Source organism: Steroidobacter cummioxidans (assembly GCF_003104955.1).
Genome location: NZ_LSRW01000005.1, coordinates 147,328 through 167,504 on the forward strand (window position 1 = coordinate 147,328; position 20,177 = coordinate 167,504).

Below are 20,177 nucleotides of genomic sequence, written 5' to 3' on the forward strand. Positions count from 1 at the left end.
ATCATCAGCTTCGATCAGCGAAGCATTTCAATCAGTTGCAGCCTCGCCGAAGTCAGGGAAGTCGATAAATCAGAGCTTCCTTAGGCCCGAAGTCATATCGCCCGCCGCGCTCCAGCGCCTTTCGATACGCAGGGCGCGAGTGAATCTTCTGTAGAAAGTCATAGAGCCGCGGCCGGCTCTGATCCAAACCGCCGCGCATGGCGGCCGCCTCCAGCGGAAAGCTCAGTTGAATATCCGCGGCGCTGAATTCGTTACCGACGAACCATTCGCTGCGTCCCAGCTCGGCTTCCAGATAATCCAGGTGCAGCTGTAACTGCGGCGTAATGAAACTCTGCTTTACCTGCCGAGCGATCGCCCGAGCCACCGGACGGATGAAGAATGGCATCGGCCCGTCCTCGATCCGATCAAAGACTAACTTTAGTAAGAGCGGCGGCATGGCCGAGCCTTCGGCGTAGTGCATCCAGTAGCGGAAACGTAATCGATCCTCGGAGCCGGCCGGCGGCGCCAATTTCCCGTCGCCGTAGCGCTCCACCAGATATTCGATAATCAATCCCGACTCGGCGACGGTGCGCCCGCCGTCGGTAATCACCGGCGATTTGCCCAGCGGATGCACCTGCTTCAGCTCCGGCGGCGCCAACATGGTGCGGGTATCACGCTGGTAACGCTGAATCTCATAAGGCACGCCCAGCTCTTCCAACAACCACAACACTCGCTGCGAGCGCGAGTTGTTCAGGTGATGCACCACGATCATTCGGCGTTGCTCCATTACCTGTGACGTTATTGCCGCTGTGCCTGCATTGTCGCAATTCTTCAACCGCTGGATGCACTTAACGCGTATCTGACCGGGTCGTATCGATTACGGCATATCGAAATAACTGTTCAAACCGATCGCGATTCCTGATCCGACTTCATCAATGTCGTGCGCTCAACCCGATTTCTCCGCTTGCGTCCGGTGCCTAAAGTTGCGCCCCAGTCAGGCAGTGCCGCTGCCATGGGCCTGCTCTAGAAAAATTTGGGTCTTGAAAGATTTGAGGGAGTCTCGAATGAACGATGCAACTCGTGACAACCAGCCCGCCGGTCGTTTTGTGACCGTTGTGTTGCCAGCACTCGCCGCCGCCGTGCTGACACTGTTGCTGCAGGGCTGCCGCAGTGAAGCGCAGACGCAAGAGGCAGCGCCGGCGCCGCAAGTTTCGGTCGCCGCCGCGCTCGAGCGTGACGTGCAGGAGTGGGATGAATTCACCGGTCGTCTGGAAGCCGTGGAATCGGTCGAAATCCGGCCGCGCGTCACTGGATATATCGAGAGCGTGAACTTCACCCAAGGCAGCATCGTGCGCAAAGGCGATCTGCTGTTCGTGATCGATCCGCGTCCGTATCGCGCCGACCTGTCGAAGGCCGAGGCCGAACTGGCGCGCGCCATCGCTCGCGCAGAATTGAGCAATACCGATGTGGAGCGCAGTGAAAAGCTGCTCGGCGCAAAGGCCGTCTCTCGCGAAGAGTATGACCAGCGCCTCAACGCGCAGCGTGAATCACACGCCAACGTCGAAGCTGCTCGCGCCGCCGTGACAGCAGCGAAGTTGAATCTCGAATTCACTCGCATCACTGCGCCGATCTCCGGCCGCGTCAGCCGCGCTGTCGTTACTGCCGGCAATCTGGTGACGGGCGGCACGACGCAGGCGACGCTGCTGACCACGCTGGTGTCGATCGATCCGATCTATGTGACGTTCGATGGCGACGAGCAGGTGTATCTGAAGTACACCGAGCTGGCCCGTCGCGGCGATCGTCCGAGCTCGCGCGACGCCGCCAACCCAGTGCTGATGGCGCTGGCGAACGAGCAGGGCTTTCCGCACCAGGGCACGATGACGTTCGTCGACAACCAGGTCGATCCGCGCACCGGCACGATTCGCGCCCGCGCTTCGTTCGACAACAAGGACGGCTATCTCACGCCGGGCTTGTTTGCCCGAGTGAAACTGCTGGGCCACAGCTCGCACAAGATGGTGCTGGTCGATGATCGCGCGGTCGGTACGGATCAGAGCCAGAAGTTCGTTTACGTGGTCGATGGCGACAACAAGGTCTCCTATCGCAGCGTGAAGGTCGGCCGGCTCACCGACGGTCTGCGCATCGTGCAAGACGGTTTGCAGCCCGGCGAGAACGTGATCGTCAATGGCCTGCAGCGTGTGCACCCGGGCGTGACCGTCGCTCCTGAGAAAGTGGCGATGGATGCGCGCCTGAATGACAGCGCGATGCTCGCATCGAGCAAGCCTTAAGTAACAGATCGGTGCGCCCGCACGGCTAGCGGGCGCACCTCCAGTAGAGATCGAGCCTGACCTGTTTGGCCGCGGCCCTCGAGCCGCGGCTGTAGGGGACGCTTTCGCCCCCGTTTTGTGGGGAATCATTTATGAAATTTGCTCGCTTCTTCATCGACCGGCCGATATTTGCCGCGGTCGTGTCGATCGTCATCTTCCTGGTCGGTGCGATTGCCATGTGGCAGCTGCCGATCAGCCAGTATCCGGAAGTCGTGCCGCCGACCGTCGTGGTCAACGCACAGTATCCGGGCGCCAATCCCAAAGTGATCGCGGAAACGGTCGCAGCGCCGCTCGAGCAGGAAATCAATGGCGTCGAGAACATGCTCTATATGTCCTCGCAAGCCATGAGCGACGGTCAGATGACGCTGACTGTCACGTTCCGTCTCGGCACCAACATCGATACAGCGCAGGTGCAAGTCCAGAACCGCGTGGCGCAGGCGTTGCCGCGTCTGCCTGAAGACGTGCGACGCGTCGGTGTCACGACGTTGAAAGCTTCGCCCGACCTGTTGATGGTCGTCCATCTCACCTCGCCCGAGGGCCGGTACGACACTGTCTATCTGCGCAACTACGCGACGCTGCAGATTCGTGACGTGCTCGCGCGTCTGCCCGGCATGGGCGACGTGCGTTTGTTTGGATCCGGCGATTACTCCATGCGTGTGTGGCTCGATCCGGAGCGCATCGCGAGCCGCGGCTTGACGGCGGGCGACGTGATCGACGCGATTCGCGAGCAGAACGTGCAGGTCGCCGCCGGTGTCATCGGCGCGGATCCCGCGCCCGCCAATGTCGACTATCAGTTGAATGTCACGACCTCGGGACGCTTGATTACCGAAGAGCAGTTCGGCGACATCATCGTCAAGACATTACCGGACGGTTCCGTCACGACGCTGAAAGATGTAGCGCGTATCGAGCTCGGCGCTGGTCAATACTCACTGCGCAGTCTGTTGAACAACAACTCGGCGGTCGCGATTCCAGTGTCGCAGGCTCCGGGCGCCAATGCGCTCGAACTGTCGGACGCCGTGCGGTCGACCATGAAGGAGCTGAGCAAGAACTTCCCCGAAGGCATCAGCTACGAGATCGTTTACGACCCGACGGTGTTCGTGCGCGACTCGATCAAAGCGGTGATCCAAACCTTGCTGGAAGCGCTGGCGCTGGTCGTCATCGTGGTCATCGTGTTCCTGCAGACCTGGCGCGCGTCCATCATTCCGTTGCTGGCCGTGCCCGTGTCCATCATCGGTACTTTCGCACTGATGCTCGCGTTCGGCTTCTCCATCAACGCGCTATCGCTATTCGGCCTGGTGCTGGCAATCGGCATCGTGGTCGACGACGCGATCGTCGTGGTCGAGAACGTCGAGCGCAACATCGAGGACGGACTGTCGCCGTTGGAGGCGACTTACAAGGCAATGGATGAAGTCAGTGGCCCCATCATCGCAATTGCCCTGGTGCTGGTCGCGGTGTTCGTGCCGATCGCGTTCATCACCGGCCTGACCGGCGAGTTCTACAAGCAGTTCGCGCTGACCATCGCCATCTCGACGGTGATTTCGGCGATCAACTCGCTGACGCTCAGCCCGGCGCTGGCCTCGCTGCTGTTGAAGCCGCACGGTGCAAAGCCGGACGCGCTCACTCGCGGCATGGACAAAGTGTTTGGCGGCTTCTTCCGCGCATTCAACAATTTCTTCCATCGCTCAGGCGACAGGTACGTCGGTGGCGTGCGCGGCGTGCTCCGTCACAAGAGCATGACGATGGGCGTGTTCGCGCTGCTGCTGGTCGCAACCTGGGCCTTGTTCCAGGCGACGCCGAAGGGATTCATTCCAGTGCAGGACAAGGCGTACCTCATCACGCTGATTCAGTTGCCGAATGCGGCTTCGTTGAATCGCACCGACGAGATCGTGCGTCAGGTGGGCGAGATCGGCATGAAGGTGCCGGGAGTGCGCGCTGCCGTGCAGTTCCCCGGCCTGTCGGTCGCCGGCTTCACCAACAGCCCGAACTCGGCCATCGTGTTCTTCGGCCTGGATGACTTCGAGAAGCGTAAATCACCCGAGCTGTCGGGTTTCGCGATCGCCCAGCAGTTGAACGGCGCGCTGAGCTCGATCAAGGAAGCACAGATCGTGACGTTCCCGCCGCCGCCCGTAAACGGCCTCGGCACGCTCGGCGGCTTCAAGCTGCAGCTCGAAGACCGCGCCGACTTGGGCTACGACGAGTTGTACAAGGCGACGCAGACCATCCTGGCCAAAGCGCGCCAGCAGCCCGAGCTCACCGGTGTATTCTCGAACTACGAAGTGAACGTGCCGCAGATTCTCGCCGACGTGAATCGCGTCAAGGCGAAAGAGCACGGCGTGCCGCTCAGCAACGTGTTCGAAGCGCTGCAGGTCTATCTCGCGTCTCAGTACGTGAACGACTTCAACCGCTTCGGCCGCACCTACAAGGTCATCGCGCAGGCGGACTACGACTATCGCGCCAAGGCGGAGGACATTCTGCGACTGCAGACGCGCAACGAAGCGGGTGAGATGCTGCCGCTCGGCTCGATCGTGCAGGTGTCGCAGACCTACGGCCCGGATCGTGTGTTCCGTTACAACGGTTATCTCACTGCCGACGTCAATGGCGGCCCTGCGCCCGGCTATTCGACTGGCCAGGCAAAGGCGGTGATGGAGCGCATCCTCGCCGAGAACCTGCCGAACGGCGTGAAGTATGAGTGGACCGATCTCACCTATCAGGAAATCCTGGTGGGCAACAGCTCGGTGTTCGTCTTCCCCTTGTGCGTGCTGCTGGTCGTGCTGGTGCTCGCCGCGCTGTATGAAAGCTGGACGTTGCCGCTGGCCATCGTCGCGATCGTACCGATGGCGCTGCTGTCCGCGATCTTCGGTGTGTGGATCACCGGGGGCGACAACAACATCTTCACGCAGATCGCACTGTTCGTGCTCGTGGGCCTGGCGAGTAAGAACGCGATTCTGATCGTCGAGTTTGCCAAGGACCGAGAGAAGGTCGGCGTCGATCCATTCAACGCCGCGCTGGAAGCTGCACGCCTGCGATTGCGCCCCATCCTGATGACTTCGATCGCTTTCATCATGGGTGTGGTGCCGCTGGTACTCGCGTCGGGTGCCGGTGCGGAGATGCGTCATGCCATCGGCATCGCCGTGTTCTCCGGCATGCTCGGAGTGACCTTCTTCGGCCTGTTCCTGACACCTGTGTTCTACGTGCTGTTGCGCGCGGCCGTGATCAATAAATTCCGTGCGCGTAAACAATCAGAGGCCATCAAAGGAGCGGCCCATGCGTAACCTGAAACAAACGACCTTGAGTCTGACGAAGAAGCTGTCCGTGCTCGCGGTGAGTGCCATCCTCGCCGCCTGCGCGGTCGGGCCGGACTATAAGCAGCCCGAGATGCAGTCGCCGGATGAGTTCGTGAGCACTGATCCAGCACAGTTCGCGACAGCGGATGTCGAGCGCGATTTCTGGAAGGCGTTCGGCGATGAAGAGTTGAACTCGCTCATCGAGGAAGCGCTGGCCGCGAATCATGACATTCGCATCGCGACCTCGCGGTTGCGGGAAGCGCGAGCGATTCGTGGCGAGGCACAGTTGGATTTCGCGCCGACTGTGACTGCTTCTGGCGGTCACACCGAAGCGCGACTCAGTCAGCGTCAGTCGTTCGGATTCGCGCGCAACCAGGACTATTACGATGCAGGCTTCGACGCGTTCTGGGAGCTGGACTTCTTCGGCCGCGTCCGCCGCAACGTCGAGGCAAACTCAGCGTTGGTGCAGGCCGCAGAGGCCGGCGTGTACAGCACGCAGGTGAGCGTCACTGCTGAAGTCGCTCGCAACTACTTCGAATTGCGTGGCTCGCAGCAGCGGCTCGAGGTGGCTCGGCGCAATGCCGAGAACCAGCGTGAGACGCTGCGGATCACGACCGCTCGACTCGATGCGGGCCGTGGCACGCAACTCGACACGTCACGTGCGCAAGCTCAGCTGTCCGCAACGCTCGCGACGATTCCGGACTTCGAGTCGGATATCACTCGAAGCATCCTGCGACTGGGCGTGCTGATCGGCAAGTCGCCCGAGGCACTGATGCCGCAACTCTCTGCGGTGCAGAAGCTGCCCACGCTACCGAAGACACAGAACATCGGTACGCCGGAGCTGCTGCTGCGGCGTCGTCCCGACATCATGGTCGCCGAGCGCCAATTGGCTTCGGCCACGGCACAAATCGGCGTCGCGGTCGGTGACCTGTTCCCGCGCATTACTTTCGTTGGCAGCTGGGGTTTCGACGCGTTTGACAGCAGCGACCTGGGTAAGGGCAGCAGCGAAGTCTATGCGTTCGGCCCGAGCATTCAGTGGGCCGCGTTCGACCTCGGTCGCGTTCGTCAGCGGATCAAACAGCGCGAAGCCGCTACCGATCGTGCGTTAGCCGTGTACCAGCAGACAGTGCTGCAGGCACTGGAAGAAACTGATGCGAGCATGACTGCTTACGTGAAGGCGAAGGTGAAGCAAGCTCATCTGCAAGACAGCACCACCGCCTCGCTAGAAGCCGTGACGCTGGCGCGCGCCCGCTACGAAAGCGGCGTCGCCGACTTCCTCACCGTCCTCGACGCCGAACGCAGCTCGCTGACGGCGGAAGACCAGCTGGCGTTGAGCGAAACGCAAACAGCGACGGCGCTGCTGGCAACGTACAAGGCACTCGGCGGCGGCTTCCGGCCGCTGGATGCGAGAGCTGCTCGGTAATGTAGACACGAACTGGCAAGGATGGACTGCAGGATGCGGTCCATCCCCAGACCCGCTCTTGAACTTACGTCATCGCTCGCAACGTCTGGGGTATGCTCGGCGCTACCCCGATGAGTCACACCCCCTATTTTCACCCGGCCGTCGACGCCTGGTTCAGCAGTCGATTTCATGCGCCCACGCCTGCGCAGGCGGATGCGTGGCCGGCGATTCAGTCGGGAAAACATGTACTGATCGCAGCGCCGACCGGTTCAGGTAAGACGCTCGCGGCGTTTCTTGCGGCCATCGATGAGCTGGTGCGCGAAGGCGAGCAGTTCGGGCTGCCGGATGAGACGCGGATTGTCTATGTCTCGCCGTTGAAGGCGCTGTCGAACGACATCAATCGCAATCTCGAAGCGCCGCTTGCCGGCATTCGCGACAAATTGCTCGAGCAGGGCTTGCGCGATGTGGACATCCGCACCTGGGTTCGCACCGGCGACACGCCGCAATCCGAGCGCAATCAGATGCGGCGCAAGCCGCCGCACATCGTCGTAACGACGCCCGAGTCGCTGTACATCCTGCTCGGCTCGGAATCGGGTCGTGAGATGTTGAGCACGACGCGCACGGTCATCGTCGACGAAATCCACGCCGTCGCGGGCAGCAAGCGTGGCTCCCATTTGTCGCTTTCGCTGGAACGTCTGGAAGCGCTGGTCGGCCGCCGGCTCACTCGGGTCGGTTTGTCGGCGACTCAGCAGCCCATCGAAGAAGTCGCGCGTTTTCTGGTCGGTGGACGTTATTTGCTGCCGGATGGCGCGGCCGATTGCGCCATCGTCGACAGTGGCCACATCCGCAAACGCGACCTGGCCATCGAGTTGCCGGACGAGCCGCTGGAAGCGGTGATGTCGAATGAAACCTGGGGACAGGTTTACGACCGTCTCGTGCAGCTCATCAACGAACATCGCACGACGCTGATCTTCGTGAACACGCGCCGCACGGCGGAGCGGATCTGTCGTCAGCTCACCGAGCGTCTGGACAAAGACAAGCCGAAGGATGCGCCGCCTTCAGTCACTGCGCATCATGGCAGCCTGGCCAAAGAGCTGCGCTTCGACGCCGAGCAGCGGCTGAAATACGGTCAGCTCAAGGCGCTGGTCGCCACCTCCTCGTTGGAGCTGGGCATCGACATCGGTGACGTCGATCTGGTCTGTCAGATCGCTTCGCCACGCACGATCAACGCGTTCCTGCAGCGCGTGGGCCGCTCCGGTCACGCGGTCGGCGCCACACCGAAAGGTCGTTTGTTTCCTCAGTCGCGCGACGACCTGGTGGAATGCACGGCGCTGCTCGACAGCGTGCGTCGAGGTGAGCTGGATCGGCTGAAAATTCCAGTGGCGCCGATCGATGTGCTGTCTCAACAAATCGTTGCTGAAGCAGCGGCTCGTGAGTGCACGGAGCAGGAACTGTTCGACCTGATCCGACAGGCGCACCCGTTCAAGACGGTCACGCGCGAATCGTTCAACGAAATCGTGCACATGCTCGCCGAAGGATTCACGACCCGCCGCGGTCGGCACGGCGCGCTGCTGTATCACGACGCGGTCAATCACCTCATCAAAGGCCGCAAAGGCGCCCGCCTGACCGCGATCACTTCGGGCGGCGCGATTCCGGACACGGCCGACTATCAAGTGATGCTGGAGCCGGAAGGCGTCATGGTCGGCACGCTCAACGAGGACTTCGCGGTCGAGAGCATGTCGGGCGACATCTTCCAGCTCGGCAACTCGTCGTATCGCATCCTGCGCGTGGAGCGCAACACGGTGCGCGTGGAAGACGCGAAGGGCGAGCCGCCCAGCATTCCATTCTGGTTTGGCGAGGCGCCGGGCCGAACCGACGAGCTTTCGATCTCGGTCTCGCGCCTGCGTGAAGAGATCGAGAGTCGCTTCGACGACCACTCCTTCAATGGCGACACCGCCAGGTCGAGTGCCTACACGTGGTTGACTGAAGAGGTGGGCATCGGCGCAATCGCCGCCGGCCAGCTGGTGGCCTATCTGGCCTCGGCACAGGCCGCGCTTGGCGCGCTGCCGACGCAGAAGAAAGTGATCTTCGAGCGCTTCTTCGATGAGTCCGGCGGCATGCAGCTGGTGATTCATTCGCCTTTCGGCAGCCGTATCAATCGCGCCTGGGGCCTGGCGTTACGCAAGCGTTTCTGTCGCTCGTTCAACTTCGAGCTGCAGGCCGCGGCCACCGAAGACACAATCATTCTGTCGCTCACCGGCTCGCACAGTTTCGAGCTGTTGGATGTGGCGAAGTATCTGCATCCGAACACTGCGCGCGACATTCTCATTCAAGCGATGCTCGACGCGCCGATGTTCAATACGCGTTGGCGGTGGGGCGCCTCGATCGCGCTGGCCTTGCCGCGATTCCGTGGCGGCAAGAAGGTGCCGCCGCAGATCGCGCGCATGAACGCGGAAGATCTACTCGCATCCGTGTTCCCAGATCAGGTCGCGTGCGGCGAGAACATCGTCGGCGACATCATCGTGCCCGATCATCCTTTGGTTCAGCAGACGGTGCGTGACTGCCTGGAAGAAGCCATGGACATCGAGGGCTTCGAGCGAATGTTGCGTGCGCTGACCGGCCAAGGGATCGAAGTCGAAGCGCGCGACCTCACCGAACCCTCGCCGCTGGCGCTGGAAGTGTTGAGTGCGCGGCCTTACGCATATCTCGACGACGCGCCATTGGAAGAGCGACGGACACAGGCGGTGATGAGTCGTCGCTGGATGGATCCGCAATCCGCAGCCGACATTGGCAAACTCGACCCCGCCGCGATTGCTCGCGTTCGTGAAGAGGCCTGGCCGGACGCCGGCAACGCAGATCAGCTGCACGACGCTTTGCTCTGGCTGACCTTCATGACCCTCGAGGAGGTCGAAAGCCAGCCGAACTGGCCGGCGCTGTGTCACGAGCTCATGACGCAGCGGCGAGTGACCAAGCTCAACGGCGGCGGCGCGAGCCTCTTCGTCGCCACCGAGCGCGTGCCTTACTTCGAAGCGTTGTTTCCGAATATTTCCATGGATCCGCCCATCGTCGTGCCCGCCGCGTATGCGGCCAAGCGCGAGCGTGACGAAGCGGCACGAGAGATCGTGCGCGGAAGACTGGAGGGACTCGGCCCGACGACCGCTGCACGACTCGCTGCGTCGTTCGGTGGAAACGTCGGAGACGTCGATGGCGCGCTATTGGCCCTCGAAGCAGAGGGCACTGCCATGCGCGGCACGTTCGATCCCGATGAAGCGGCGGGCGCGGTGCAGTGGTGCGATCGTCGCTTGTTGGCTCGCATCCATCGTTACACCGTAAAACGGCTGCGCGCCGAGATCGAGCCGGTACAAGCCCGCGATTTCCTGCGTTTTCTGTTCGACTGGCAACGCGTTACGCCGAACCATCGCATGCAGGGACCGGACTCGGTGCCCGCAGTGCTTGCGCAATTGGAAGGTTTCGATGCGCCAGCAGGCGCCTGGGAAACAGAAATATTGCCGGCGCGCATCGCCGAGTACGAGCCAGCCTGGCTGGATGAGCAATGTCTCGCCGGTCGCATCGTCTGGACGCGGTTGGCCACTCGCAATGGCGACTCGGAGCGCGGTGCCGCGCCGGTGCGTTCAACGCCGATCGCGTTGTTGCCCCGACGGAATGTGAAACAGTGGTCGCAGTTCTCCAGCAGTATCGAGCGCTCACAACTCACGGACAAAGCGCGCCGAGTCGCCGAATACATCGATGAGAACGGCGCGTCGTTCTACGACGAGATCGTGGATCACGTCGGCTTGCTTCCCGTGCAGGTGGAGGAGGCGCTCGGCGAGCTGGTCGCACTCGGCCTCGTAAACTCCGACAGCTTCGGCGGTCTGCGCGCCTTGTTGATGCCGGCGGATCGACGCCGCAGCAGCGTGCGCGATCGTCGCCGACAACGCCGCATCGCCATTTTCGGCATGCAGGATGCGGGTCGATGGGCGTTGGTCAGAAGGAAAGAAACCAAGCTCGACGATGCCAGGCCCGTGCCCCCGCGCAACGACGAAGCAGTCGAGCACATCTGTCGCACGCTGCTGAGACGCTGGGGCGTGGTGTTCTGGAAATTGCTGGAGCGAGAAGCCGACTGGCTGCCGCCGTGGCGCGATCTGGTGATGTGCCTGCGTCGCCTGGAAGCACGCGGCGAGATTCGCGGCGGACGCTTTGTTGCTGGGTTTTCTGGCGAGCAGTTCGCGTTGCCGGAGGCGATCGGTCAGCTGCGCGAAGTGCGCCGGCGCGAAAGCGATTTGCAGCTCGTTTCCTTGTCAGCCGCCGATCCGCTGAATCTGGTCGGCATCCTGACGCCGGGCGGTCGTCTGCCCGCGCTGACGGGCAATCGCGTGTTGTATCGAGACGGTGTGCCGACGGCGCTGTACGTCGGCAGCGAAGTGAAGTTCATCGAGCAGCTCGATCCTGCCGAGCAGTGGCAAGTTCGCGGCGCCTTGTTGAGACGGCAGGTACCGGCGCCGCTGGCCGATCTCGCGTAATCAGATGACGACGATGCGGCCGCCCTTGTGATCCACCGGTTCGCGCTTCGGATCCTCGCGTTCCACCTGCGATGAATCCGGCTCGGCCGGTGGCGCTTGCGTTTCGGACTTGGGGTGGCTGCTGGAGCTCTCGTTCGAATCCTGCCGGGCGATCGTGCCCAAGCCATTCATCCGCGTATTCACCCTGTGCGGCGAGCCCGTGTAGAAGATTGCGCCGATACCGTTCATCGTCGCGTCGAGCGATTCGCGCGGGTTCACGATCACGCTGCCGACGCCATCGACCGTAACTTTCGCGTCGGCCACCGCCAGCTTGCTCAGATCGGCATGGCCGGCGCCCGCCAGCCGCACGGTGAGCTCATCCAGCTCGCCATTCGCAACGATATTGGCCGCGCCGGCGGCTTTGATGGTCGTATCGCCGCCATGCAGGCCGGCCAGGCTCACATCGTTGCCGCCTTCCAGTTCCAGGGATTCGAGCTTGGGCAGGGTGATGTGTATGGTGAGGCGCGAGTTGTTGCGAATCACCCAGTCGCGCGGCTTGTTCTTGATGTGCAGGGTGCCGCCGCTGACGTTTGTTTCCACCCGGCTCACCGAGGTCTGGTTGCCGCTGACCAGCACCGCAAGCGGCTCGCCTATCTTGATCTCCAGCTTGGCCGCACCCTCCAGACTGACGGAATCGAAGGACTCGACATCGCGACGCTCGCTCACCGCGGGGCCGTGGTCACCGTCGTCGTGGCTGCCACAGCCACTGAGCAGCAGCACCATCGCCGCCAGCGCGCCGAGCATGGGAAGGTTGTTCATCACGCGACCTCGCGGAATTTTACATAGCCCCTATATTCATGATGGGCCGGACGGACGGTCCGGCGGAAGGGGATGCCGGCGAATCGCGGCCCGGCGCCGGTGAGCTCGCGGGTAAAGCACGATTGCTTCATGGTCGCCGCTGCAGGGGTGTGCGAAGGTGCGCGCACCGCCGGGCAGCCTGTCCAACTGCCCGCAAATGTGACCTGAGTCACAACTTTCCCATTCAAAACCGCTGTTCTGCCGCTTTGCGACGCATGCTGTGAGGGTGCCGCGCGCAACGTGATTTTCGTCCGCGTCCTGAGGGCACGTACAGGGTTAACCTACTTCCGTGCACATGAAGCCCCCGTCCCGAACCAAGCACCGCAATTTGCTACGCGAGCGCTTCGCGAAGCTGTTGCCGCCGCTTTCCTTTGCCGAGCCGCTCGAGAGTCAGTATCGCAACTGGCATACCGATCATGTGCGCGAGCGGGTGAAGTACACCATGCTGCCGGCGATGGGACTGCTGCTGATCGTGTCGATGGCTGGCGGTCCGTTCCGCGCGCTGCGAGAGACTTTGTTCGCGCCGGATCAGATGGTCATCGTCGATCTGCTGCGCTTTGGCGTACTGCTGCCGACCGGCACGGCGATGCTGCTCGTGACCTATACCAAGCTGTATTCGCGCTGGCTGACGGTTGCAGCGCCGGCCGTGGCGCTATTGCAGAGCCTGTGCATCGTCGCTTGCGACCTGCTCATGCATCGGCAGGGTTATTCGCTCAGCTCGGTGCTGCCCATGCTGGTGCTCTCGGCGTACATGCTGTTCGGCATGATGCAGACTCAGGCGACCATCACCGCAACCGCGATCGTCGTTGCGTACGGCCTGACCGGCTGGGTGGCCGGCTTGAATACCGGCCAGCGCCTGTTCGATCTGGCCATGACCAGCTGTGCACTGGTGCTGGGATTTTTCTTTCATTACAGCTTCTCGCGCACGCAGCGCCTGAACTGGTTCCGGAACATGATGCTGACCGACTCGGTGCATCGTGACGCGCTGACCAATATCGGTAACCGTCGGATGTTCGATGCGCACGTCGATCGCTTGTGGAATCAGGCGATCCGCACGCGCGCGCCGGTCGCGCTGCTGCTGGTGGATCTCGATCATTTCAAAGCGTTCAACGATCATGCCGGTCACCAGGCCGGCGATCATTGTCTGGCGCGCGTCGCTGGCGCCATCGCTCAGTCGGCGCGGCGCCCGCTGGACGTCGCGGCCCGCTACGGCGGCGAGGAGTTCGTCGTGCTGTTGTTCGACGTGCAGCGCGATCGCGTCGAAGAGTTGTGCCGCGAGTTGCACGCCAACCTGGCGGCGCTGCAGATTCCCCATCCGGCATCGTCGGTGGGTCAGTTTGTCACCGTGAGCATCGGTGCCGCCTGCGTCGAGCCGCAAGCCGGCCGGAATCACGATGGCTTGATCCAGCTCGCCGACGAAGCGCTGTATGCGGCAAAGGAAGGCGGCCGCAATCGTACCGTCGTCATGGATCGCGAATACGCGACGCTCAGTACTGGTGCGTTTCGCGTGCCTCGCAAACGCGCGCGCACCGAAGCCGCCTGACTCCATACAGCGACGCTGCAACCGTCACAACCTATTTAATATCCGTGGACAGCGTTATCAGGCGACGCTGTTCCACGGAACATTGTTTCGTGATGATACATTCCGACTGACGCCGCGGATCCCAGCGATCCGTCGATGCCCCAACGCACCTGAAGTCAGAGTCCACCGCCGCATGTCCGCCATGATCGATACGCCCGTCGACGCGCCCGCCCGCTCCAACGAGATCGTCACGCTCCAGGCTCACATCCTGCAGCAGCAGAGCCGTTATCCCGAGGCCAGCGGCCAGTTTTCCTGGATCCTGTCGGCGCTGGCGATCTCGGCGAAAATGATCGCGTCGCATGTGCGCCGCGCGCGGCTCGACGACGTGCTGGGCGCTGTGGGCAATCAAAACGTCCAGGGCGAGCAACAGCAGAAGCTGGACGTCATCGCCAACGACATCCTGTTACGCACGCTGGGTGGCCGTGAAGGCGTCGCCATCGTCGCCTCCGAAGAAAACGAGGAACCGGTGATCCTGCGCACCGACGATGCGGCCGAGCGCAAGTACTGCGTGCTGTTCGATCCGTTGGACGGCTCGTCGAATCTCGATGTCTGCGGCGCCGTCGGCACCATCTTTTCCATCCTGCGCAAGGATCGTCGCTCGGCTGAGCCGCAAGCTTCGCTGCTGCAGTGTGGTGCCGAGCAGGTTGCGGCCGGCTATGTGCTGTATGGCTCCTCGACCGTGTTCGTGCTGACCATCGGCCTGGGCGTGGATATGTTCGTGCTGGATCCCGCCTACGGCGCGTTCATCCGAGTGGCACGGGGCATGCAGATTCCGAAGACCAACAAGTGCTACTCGGTCAATGAAGGCAATCGGCTCAGCTTCCCCGAGGGCTACCAGAAGTATTTGTCGTGGGCGCAGGAGCGCGGCTATTCCAGCCGCTATGCCGGCGCGATGGTGGCGGATGTTCACCGCATTCTGTTGCAAGGCGGCGTGTTCATGTATCCGCCGACCCGCAAGGCGCCCAAGGGCAAGCTGCGGCTGATGTACGAAGCCAATCCCATGGCCATGATCGTCGAACAGGCCGGCGGCAAGGCGCTGAGCGCCCCGGGCGAGCGCATCCTCGACGTGCGCCCCACCGATATTCATCAGCGCGTGCCGGTCATCATCGGCAGCAGCGAGGAAGTGGATCAGGTCGCAGCACATTTGTGAGAAGCGCTTAGGGTCCGCGCTCCAGATCCTGCCGATCCAGACTCAATTCAGCCGCGCCGGGGTATCCGCAGACCCCGGTAATCGACTGTGGAAGTCCGCGCGTTGCAGCAACCTGTGGCGCTGAAGTGTATTCTTCCCATCCTGGTATTCGAGTTCTGGGAAGCCTGTGCTCACGGCCGATAAAGTTCTAGTCACGGTAGGAACGCCCTGCTCGATTTCGGCAGTGGGCAGCACTGAGACCTATCGCGCGCGCGTCATCGACGCGCCGGAATTCATCGCGTTTGCGGCGTTCGACGCCGGGCTGATCGATATCGATCCCCAGCTCGACGGCTCGCTGAAGCTGCGCTGGGTCAATGGCGAGAGCACCAGCCTCGAGGAAATCGAGCGCACGCACGGCAAGCAGCTGCGGGCCTCGCTCGGCATCCGTTATATCGATGAGCTGACGGCGCTGGGCAATGCCGTGGTCACGGATGTTGCCGCTTGCCTGCCGCATGACTTCGATCGCGGCGGCCTGCGCAAGCTCGCCGGTCTCACCTATCGCGATGTCCGCGATTCGGCGCTCAAGGACATGTATGGCTTGTTCGACGACGATCCGCGCCTCGGCCCGTCGTTGCAGTCCCAGTTATTTGCCTACAGCGGCTTGGGCGCGCTGGCGGCGTTGCCCGTGGCGCTGGCCGAGCTGATCCCGAATCCCTATGAGTTCCGCGTCGCCGGCGCGACCGCGTTCCCGGGTCTGGATGCGCAGGGCCAGTTGCGACCGGCTGGCTCGGTCACGCCGGAGAACGACAAGCTGCGCGACAAATTCGCCATGCGCCTGGCCAACTCGCTGTCGTCGCACGGCCCGGCACTGCTGTCGACGATGCTGGCGCCGTCGTACTCGCTCAGCAAGTCGCTGAAACATCCCGAACTGCTGGATTCATTGCGCTCGGCCAGTGGCTTCATGCGCGTGCCGCAAACGCCGCTGAACGCGGTCGGCGCATGCGCGTCCAGCTCCATCGTGTTCTCCGAGTTCGCGCCGCAGATGGTGCTCGACTACCCGGGCTATCAGCGTCCGCAGCTGGTGTTGTGGACCGCGGCCGACGCGGCCACCCGCCCGAACTGGCAGATTCTCGATGCCTTCGGCCCGGGCGCGCTGATGACCCGCGGCAAGCTGGAAACGCTCAACGCCGGCCGCGGCCCGGCCGAGCGACGCTCGGTCGCGGACAGCCTGGCGCCGTTCGACATCGACGCGAACGGCACAGTGGTGGGCGAGGGCGGCTCGGGCCTGATCGTGACGACGCTCGACTTCGCGCTGCGTAACTTCCTCGATATCACATCCATCATCGTCGGCTGGGGCCAGAGCGGCGAGGCGGGCGGCAAAGCGCACTTCGCTGGCGTGGGCTTCGGCGGCGAGAACGCGTTGATGCACGCACTCGAGCTCGCATACCGCGGCCACGGTTATCGTGCGTCCGACTTCCAATATCTCGTCGCGCACGCCACCGGCACGCGCACGAACTCGAAGACCGACCTCACGACGGCCGCAAACGCACGTTCAGCGGCCGCAGAAAGACAGGGCATCAAAGGCTCATTGCCGACCGTGGCCGTGGGCACGCCGAAGGCCGTCGGCGATGGTCACACCATGGGCGAGACGGGATTGAAGGCAGTGTCGCAGGCCTTGCAGTTCCTGCTCGGCAAACCTGCGGTGGGCGTGCCGACGTTGCGGCATCTGGATCCGGATCTGGGCGCCGTGGCCGAGTCGTTCAAGCTGCAAGCAGCGCCGGTGATCGGCACTGGCGATGGCGGCGCGCTGTGCGCAACTCAGGGTTTCGGCGGTTACAACGGCGCTATGGCCCTGCGCGCAGCGCATGCCGAAGCGTTTGCTCGCTACTCGCCGGATCGCAAGGTGCTCGCGGCGTATCTCGAGCGCTGGCCCGAGCTACGCCGTGAACGTGAACAGCGCGAGCGCCACTGGCGCCTGCGCCGTCGCAGCGCCATTGAGCTGGCGCAGTTGCATTGCTGGAAGGGCTTGGACTAGCCAGCAACGAGTCAGCCGGCTTTCTTGCCGGTAAATGTGCCGTCGCCCAACTCGCCCAGCTTCACCGTGCCTTTCATGGTCGCGCCGTCGACGGTGCCGGTGTAGCTCACCGCCAGATCCGTGCCCTGCGCATTGACTTGAAAGCTGATCGAGATGTCGTTGCCCGCCACCGTGCCGGTGACCGGCGACTCTCCCAGCATGCCTTTGTAAGTGCCCGTGATCTTGTTGCCGTCCTGCTTCAGGCTGAAATGCGGATTGCCGGTGCCGGCCTGAGTCTCGACGGTCAGGTCCCACTCGCCGGCCACGTTGGCATCGGCTGCGAAAACGGCTGAGGTCAGCATCACGGTGGCGGCGGAGGCGGCCAGGAGCATTCTGCGCAGGCTGTTCATGTCGATTCCCTGATGGTGTTTATTGAGGTCCATGTGAATTGTGGGTGCGCGCCGCGAGCACCGGCAACTTCATTGACGTTTCATGACTTTGACGACTGTCGGGTGGCGTAATGGTGACGCGTTTTGCCCTGCGGTCGCGCCTTGTATGCAACAATGGCCGCGAGGGAATGGACCTTCAGGCACTAAGGACAGCCGCGCCGAGAGTGTTTAAATAACGAGCTGATGTTTCGCGCCTTCCGCAAAATCTCGCCACGCATTTTCTGGCTGGTCACGCTCGCCGCGCTGGCCGTGCTGTTGACCGTGGTGGCGGTGCCTCAATGGCTGTCCAAGCAGGCGCGCCTCGAAGTCTTGCGCTTGCACGTCGCCGAGATCGCGCAGATCGCGGCCAGCGTCGTCGATGGCGATCTGCACCGGCAGCTGCTCGATCCTGCGAATTACACGCCCGAGCTGTATGAACGCGTGGTCGCGCCGCTGGTGCGCTTCCATTCCGCCGATCCCGAAATTTTCTATGTCTACACGATGGTGGAGCGCGGCGGTAAGAGCCACTTCGTCGTCGACACTGCCGCATCGAACAAGCTGAAGACCTCGCGCAAGCTGCGGCCGTCGGCGTACATGGAACCGTTCGAAAGTATCGATGCCGAGCCGGACCCGGATTATCTGCAGCGGCTCGCGAACGGCGAGACCTACGTCTATCCCACTTTTCAGCGCGACGTTTACGGCACGTTCCTGTCGGGCCACACGCCCATCTACGACAGTCAGGGCCGTTACAGCGGTTTCGTCGGCGTCGATTTCGACCTGAAGTATTACCTGGCGCTGGAATCGAGCTTCCTCGCGATCTTCTATGGCTCGGTGGCAGGTGCGGTATTGATCGCGCTGATGATCGGCTATCTGGCCGCGCGCTATCACTATCACGTGCACGACCGCCTCGATGAGCAGTATCGCATCTCGATCCGCGACGAGCTGACGCAGCTGCTGAACCGCCGCGGCGCGCTGAAATTCTCACGCGAGGCACTGATCGCCCGCGCCTCCAGCTACGCCGTGATCCTGGTCGATATCGACGATCTGAAAGGCATCAACGATCTGTATGGTCATTCGGCCGGCGACGACTTCATCATCAAGGTCGCCGAGACTATTCGTAACAGCGTCCGCGAGAAGGACATTTGCGCGCGCATGGGCGGCGATGAGTTCCTGATTTTCGCCACTGGCTGCGACCTGGACGCGGCCACGGAAATCGCCCGCCGCATCCTGGGCAAGGTGTATTCACACGACGAGAACTCGAGCCGCTCGCACTTCGGCGTGTCGATCGGAATCTGCGTGGCGCCGGGCGCCGATGCGAGTTTCGAATTGTTATATCGACAGGCGGACGAGGCGCTGTACAAGGCCAAGCAGGCGGGCCGCAATCGGTTCGTTATTTTCGACCCGATGGTGGCGGCTTAAGAAGCGCCCTGCGTCCGACTCTGCAGCATCAGGCGATGCAACACGTCGCCCAGCTCTTCCACGGTATTTGGCTTCAGCAACAGATCGCGCACGCCGGTCTGCATCACCGATTCCCGGTCCTTGGCGCGCACGTAACCCGATGTCATCACCACCGGCACTTCCGGCCGCAAGCTCAACACATGCGCGGCGAACTCGATGCCCGACATGCTCGGCATCGACAGGTCGGTGACCACCGCCTGATACGCCGCCGGATCGGAACGAAACGCGGCCAGCGCCTCGTTCGCGTCGGTGAAGCCCGCCACCCGATAGCCCAGCCGCTGCAACACCCGGGTTATGAGATATACAAGCGATTCTTCGTCGTCGACGTAGAGAACGCTCTGACCTTCGCCGCGCGGCACTTGCGAGGCGAGCGACGGATGCTTGGCCGCCGCATCGTGGAATAACACAACGTCTTTCGAGGTTTCTTCGTCATTGCCGCTGAACGCCAGGATTTGATTGATGATGCCGGTCGCACGAGCGCCGGCCCGCTGCACTTCGGCTAGCGACAGCTGCGCCGGGTGATCGGCTGCCAGATCTTCCGAGGCGAGCCGAGCATTGCCACAGATCGCCAGCAGGATGTTGTTGAAGTCATGCGCAATACCGCCGGCCATGGCCGCCAGCGCCCGGCTCTTTTCCAGCAGCTCGCGATCCCGCTCGGCCTGCAGGCGAGCGGTCACGTCGCTGGCGAAAGCGATCACGCCCTCGTCGACGGTGCCACGATCCACCAGCGCCAGATGCCAGTGACATTGCATGTAACTGCCGTCCTTGCGCCGGGTCTCGAGCGTCATGCCCTCGGGATACTCGATGCCGGCGAGCAGCTTGGGACAGACCTCGTCGATGACGGACATGCTGAGGGATGTCGCGACCAGCTCATGAATGTGCCGGCCAATGGCTTCCGCTTCGCTGTATCCAAACGTGGCGGTCGCCGCGGGATTCCATGCGCGAACGATATGGTCGGTATCCCAAACAATACAGGCGAGCGGCGCGCGATCGAGATACAGCTGCAATCGTTTGTTGATTGCCTGCAGCTGCTGCACGCCGCCGTCCGCATCCAGATTGGCACGCCTCGCAGGCCGGCGACGTTTCCGCCACCACCGCGTGAACCCGAACATAACGCCCCGCTGAAGTAGGTTGCTTATCGCGTCTGCGCTGGACGCGGCTCATTCTTCTCCCCCGCCGGCAACGTATCACAGCGGACGCGTCCGACGCGCTGAGCAACT

The 20,177-nt window shown here is 62.6% G+C and carries 12 protein-coding genes; 8 read left to right on the forward strand and 4 right to left on the reverse strand.

Annotation, left to right across the window (positions count from 1 at the left end; all coding sequences use genetic code 11):
* Positions 1-52: 52 nt before the first annotated feature.
* Entirely contained in the window at positions 53-751 is a 699-nt protein-coding gene (locus tag D0550_RS04335) for a glutathione S-transferase (protein WP_116807907.1), read from the reverse strand.
* A 292-nt stretch (positions 752-1,043) separates the two neighbouring features.
* On the opposite strand from D0550_RS04335, the gene D0550_RS04340 reads away from it, so the two are divergent.
* The 4 genes from D0550_RS04340 (at position 1,044) to D0550_RS04355 (ending at position 11,509) form a co-directional block, all read left to right on the forward strand.
* A complete protein-coding gene (locus D0550_RS04340; RefSeq protein ID WP_116807879.1) occupies positions 1,044-2,264 on the forward strand; it encodes an efflux RND transporter periplasmic adaptor subunit in 1,221 nt (406 codons plus the stop codon).
* A gap of 131 nt (positions 2,265-2,395) precedes the next feature.
* A complete protein-coding gene (locus tag D0550_RS04345; protein ID WP_116807880.1) occupies positions 2,396-5,575 on the forward strand; it encodes an efflux RND transporter permease subunit in 3,180 nt (1,059 codons plus the stop codon).
* Positions 5,568-7,010, forward strand: coding sequence for an efflux transporter outer membrane subunit (locus tag D0550_RS04350; RefSeq protein ID WP_116807881.1), 1,443 nt, complete (start codon positions 5,568-5,570; stop codon positions 7,008-7,010). Before D0550_RS04345 ends, D0550_RS04350 begins: the two co-directional genes overlap by 8 nt.
* 110 nt (positions 7,011-7,120) lie before the next feature.
* Complete coding sequence (locus tag D0550_RS04355) at positions 7,121-11,509, forward strand: DEAD/DEAH box helicase (protein WP_116807882.1); 4,389 nt, start codon at positions 7,121-7,123, stop codon at positions 11,507-11,509.
* On the opposite strand, the gene D0550_RS04360 is transcribed toward D0550_RS04355, so the two are convergent.
* Complete coding sequence (locus D0550_RS04360; protein ID WP_116807883.1) at positions 11,510-12,307, reverse strand: head GIN domain-containing protein; 798 nt, start codon at positions 12,305-12,307, stop codon at positions 11,510-11,512.
* 334 nt (positions 12,308-12,641) lie between these two features.
* Between D0550_RS04360 and D0550_RS04370 the strand changes: the two genes are divergently transcribed.
* From D0550_RS04370 to D0550_RS04380, 3 genes are all read left to right on the forward strand, one after another.
* A complete protein-coding gene (locus D0550_RS04370; RefSeq protein ID WP_116807885.1) occupies positions 12,642-13,889 on the forward strand; it encodes a diguanylate cyclase in 1,248 nt (415 codons plus the stop codon).
* 181 nt (positions 13,890-14,070) lie between these two features.
* Complete coding sequence (gene fbp, locus D0550_RS04375) at positions 14,071-15,078, forward strand: class 1 fructose-bisphosphatase (protein WP_116807908.1); 1,008 nt, start codon at positions 14,071-14,073, stop codon at positions 15,076-15,078.
* Positions 15,079-15,301: 223 nt separating this feature from the next.
* Complete coding sequence (locus D0550_RS04380; protein ID WP_116807886.1) at positions 15,302-17,092, forward strand: beta-ketoacyl-[acyl-carrier-protein] synthase family protein; 1,791 nt, start codon at positions 15,302-15,304, stop codon at positions 17,090-17,092.
* A gap of 11 nt (positions 17,093-17,103) precedes the next feature.
* Here D0550_RS04380 and D0550_RS04385 read toward each other — a convergent pair whose 3' ends face one another.
* A complete protein-coding gene (locus D0550_RS04385; protein WP_153067028.1) occupies positions 17,104-17,481 on the reverse strand; it encodes a hypothetical protein in 378 nt (125 codons plus the stop codon).
* Between the two features lie 222 nt (positions 17,482-17,703).
* Between D0550_RS04385 and D0550_RS04390 the strand changes: the two genes are divergently transcribed.
* On the forward strand, positions 17,704-18,918 hold the full coding sequence (locus tag D0550_RS04390) for a GGDEF domain-containing protein (protein ID WP_116807888.1): 1,215 nt from the start codon (positions 17,704-17,706) through the stop codon (positions 18,916-18,918).
* On the opposite strand, the gene D0550_RS04395 is transcribed toward D0550_RS04390, so the two are convergent.
* Positions 18,915-20,069 (reverse strand): ATP-binding response regulator, encoded by a 1,155-nt coding sequence (locus tag D0550_RS04395; RefSeq protein ID WP_116807889.1) that lies wholly within the window; start codon positions 20,067-20,069, stop codon positions 18,915-18,917. The two genes, D0550_RS04390 and D0550_RS04395, sit on opposite strands and share 4 nt — an antisense overlap.
* Positions 20,070-20,177: the final 108 nt, after the last annotated feature.

Bases quoted from the DNA above. Each gene is read 5' to 3' on its own strand.
- D0550_RS04335 (WP_116807907.1), bottom strand. From the start codon at position 751: ATGATCGTGGTGCATCACCTGAACAACTCGCGCTCGCAGCGAGTGTTG.
- D0550_RS04340 (WP_116807879.1), top strand. From the start codon at position 1,044: ATGAACGATGCAACTCGTGACAACCAGCCCGCCGGTCGTTTTGTGACC.
- D0550_RS04345 (WP_116807880.1), top strand. From the start codon at position 2,396: ATGAAATTTGCTCGCTTCTTCATCGACCGGCCGATATTTGCCGCGGTC.
- D0550_RS04350 (WP_116807881.1), top strand. From the start codon at position 5,568: ATGCGTAACCTGAAACAAACGACCTTGAGTCTGACGAAGAAGCTGTCC.
- D0550_RS04355 (WP_116807882.1), top strand. From the start codon at position 7,121: ATGAGTCACACCCCCTATTTTCACCCGGCCGTCGACGCCTGGTTCAGC.
- D0550_RS04360 (WP_116807883.1), bottom strand. From the start codon at position 12,307: ATGAACAACCTTCCCATGCTCGGCGCGCTGGCGGCGATGGTGCTGCTG.
- D0550_RS04370 (WP_116807885.1), top strand. From the start codon at position 12,642: ATGAAGCCCCCGTCCCGAACCAAGCACCGCAATTTGCTACGCGAGCGC.
- fbp (WP_116807908.1), top strand. From the start codon at position 14,071: ATGATCGATACGCCCGTCGACGCGCCCGCCCGCTCCAACGAGATCGTC.
- D0550_RS04385 (WP_153067028.1), bottom strand. From the start codon at position 17,481: ATGAACAGCCTGCGCAGAATGCTCCTGGCCGCCTCCGCCGCCACCGTG.
- D0550_RS04390 (WP_116807888.1), top strand. From the start codon at position 17,704: ATGTTTCGCGCCTTCCGCAAAATCTCGCCACGCATTTTCTGGCTGGTC.
- D0550_RS04395 (WP_116807889.1), bottom strand. From the start codon at position 20,069: ATGTTCGGGTTCACGCGGTGGTGGCGGAAACGTCGCCGGCCTGCGAGG.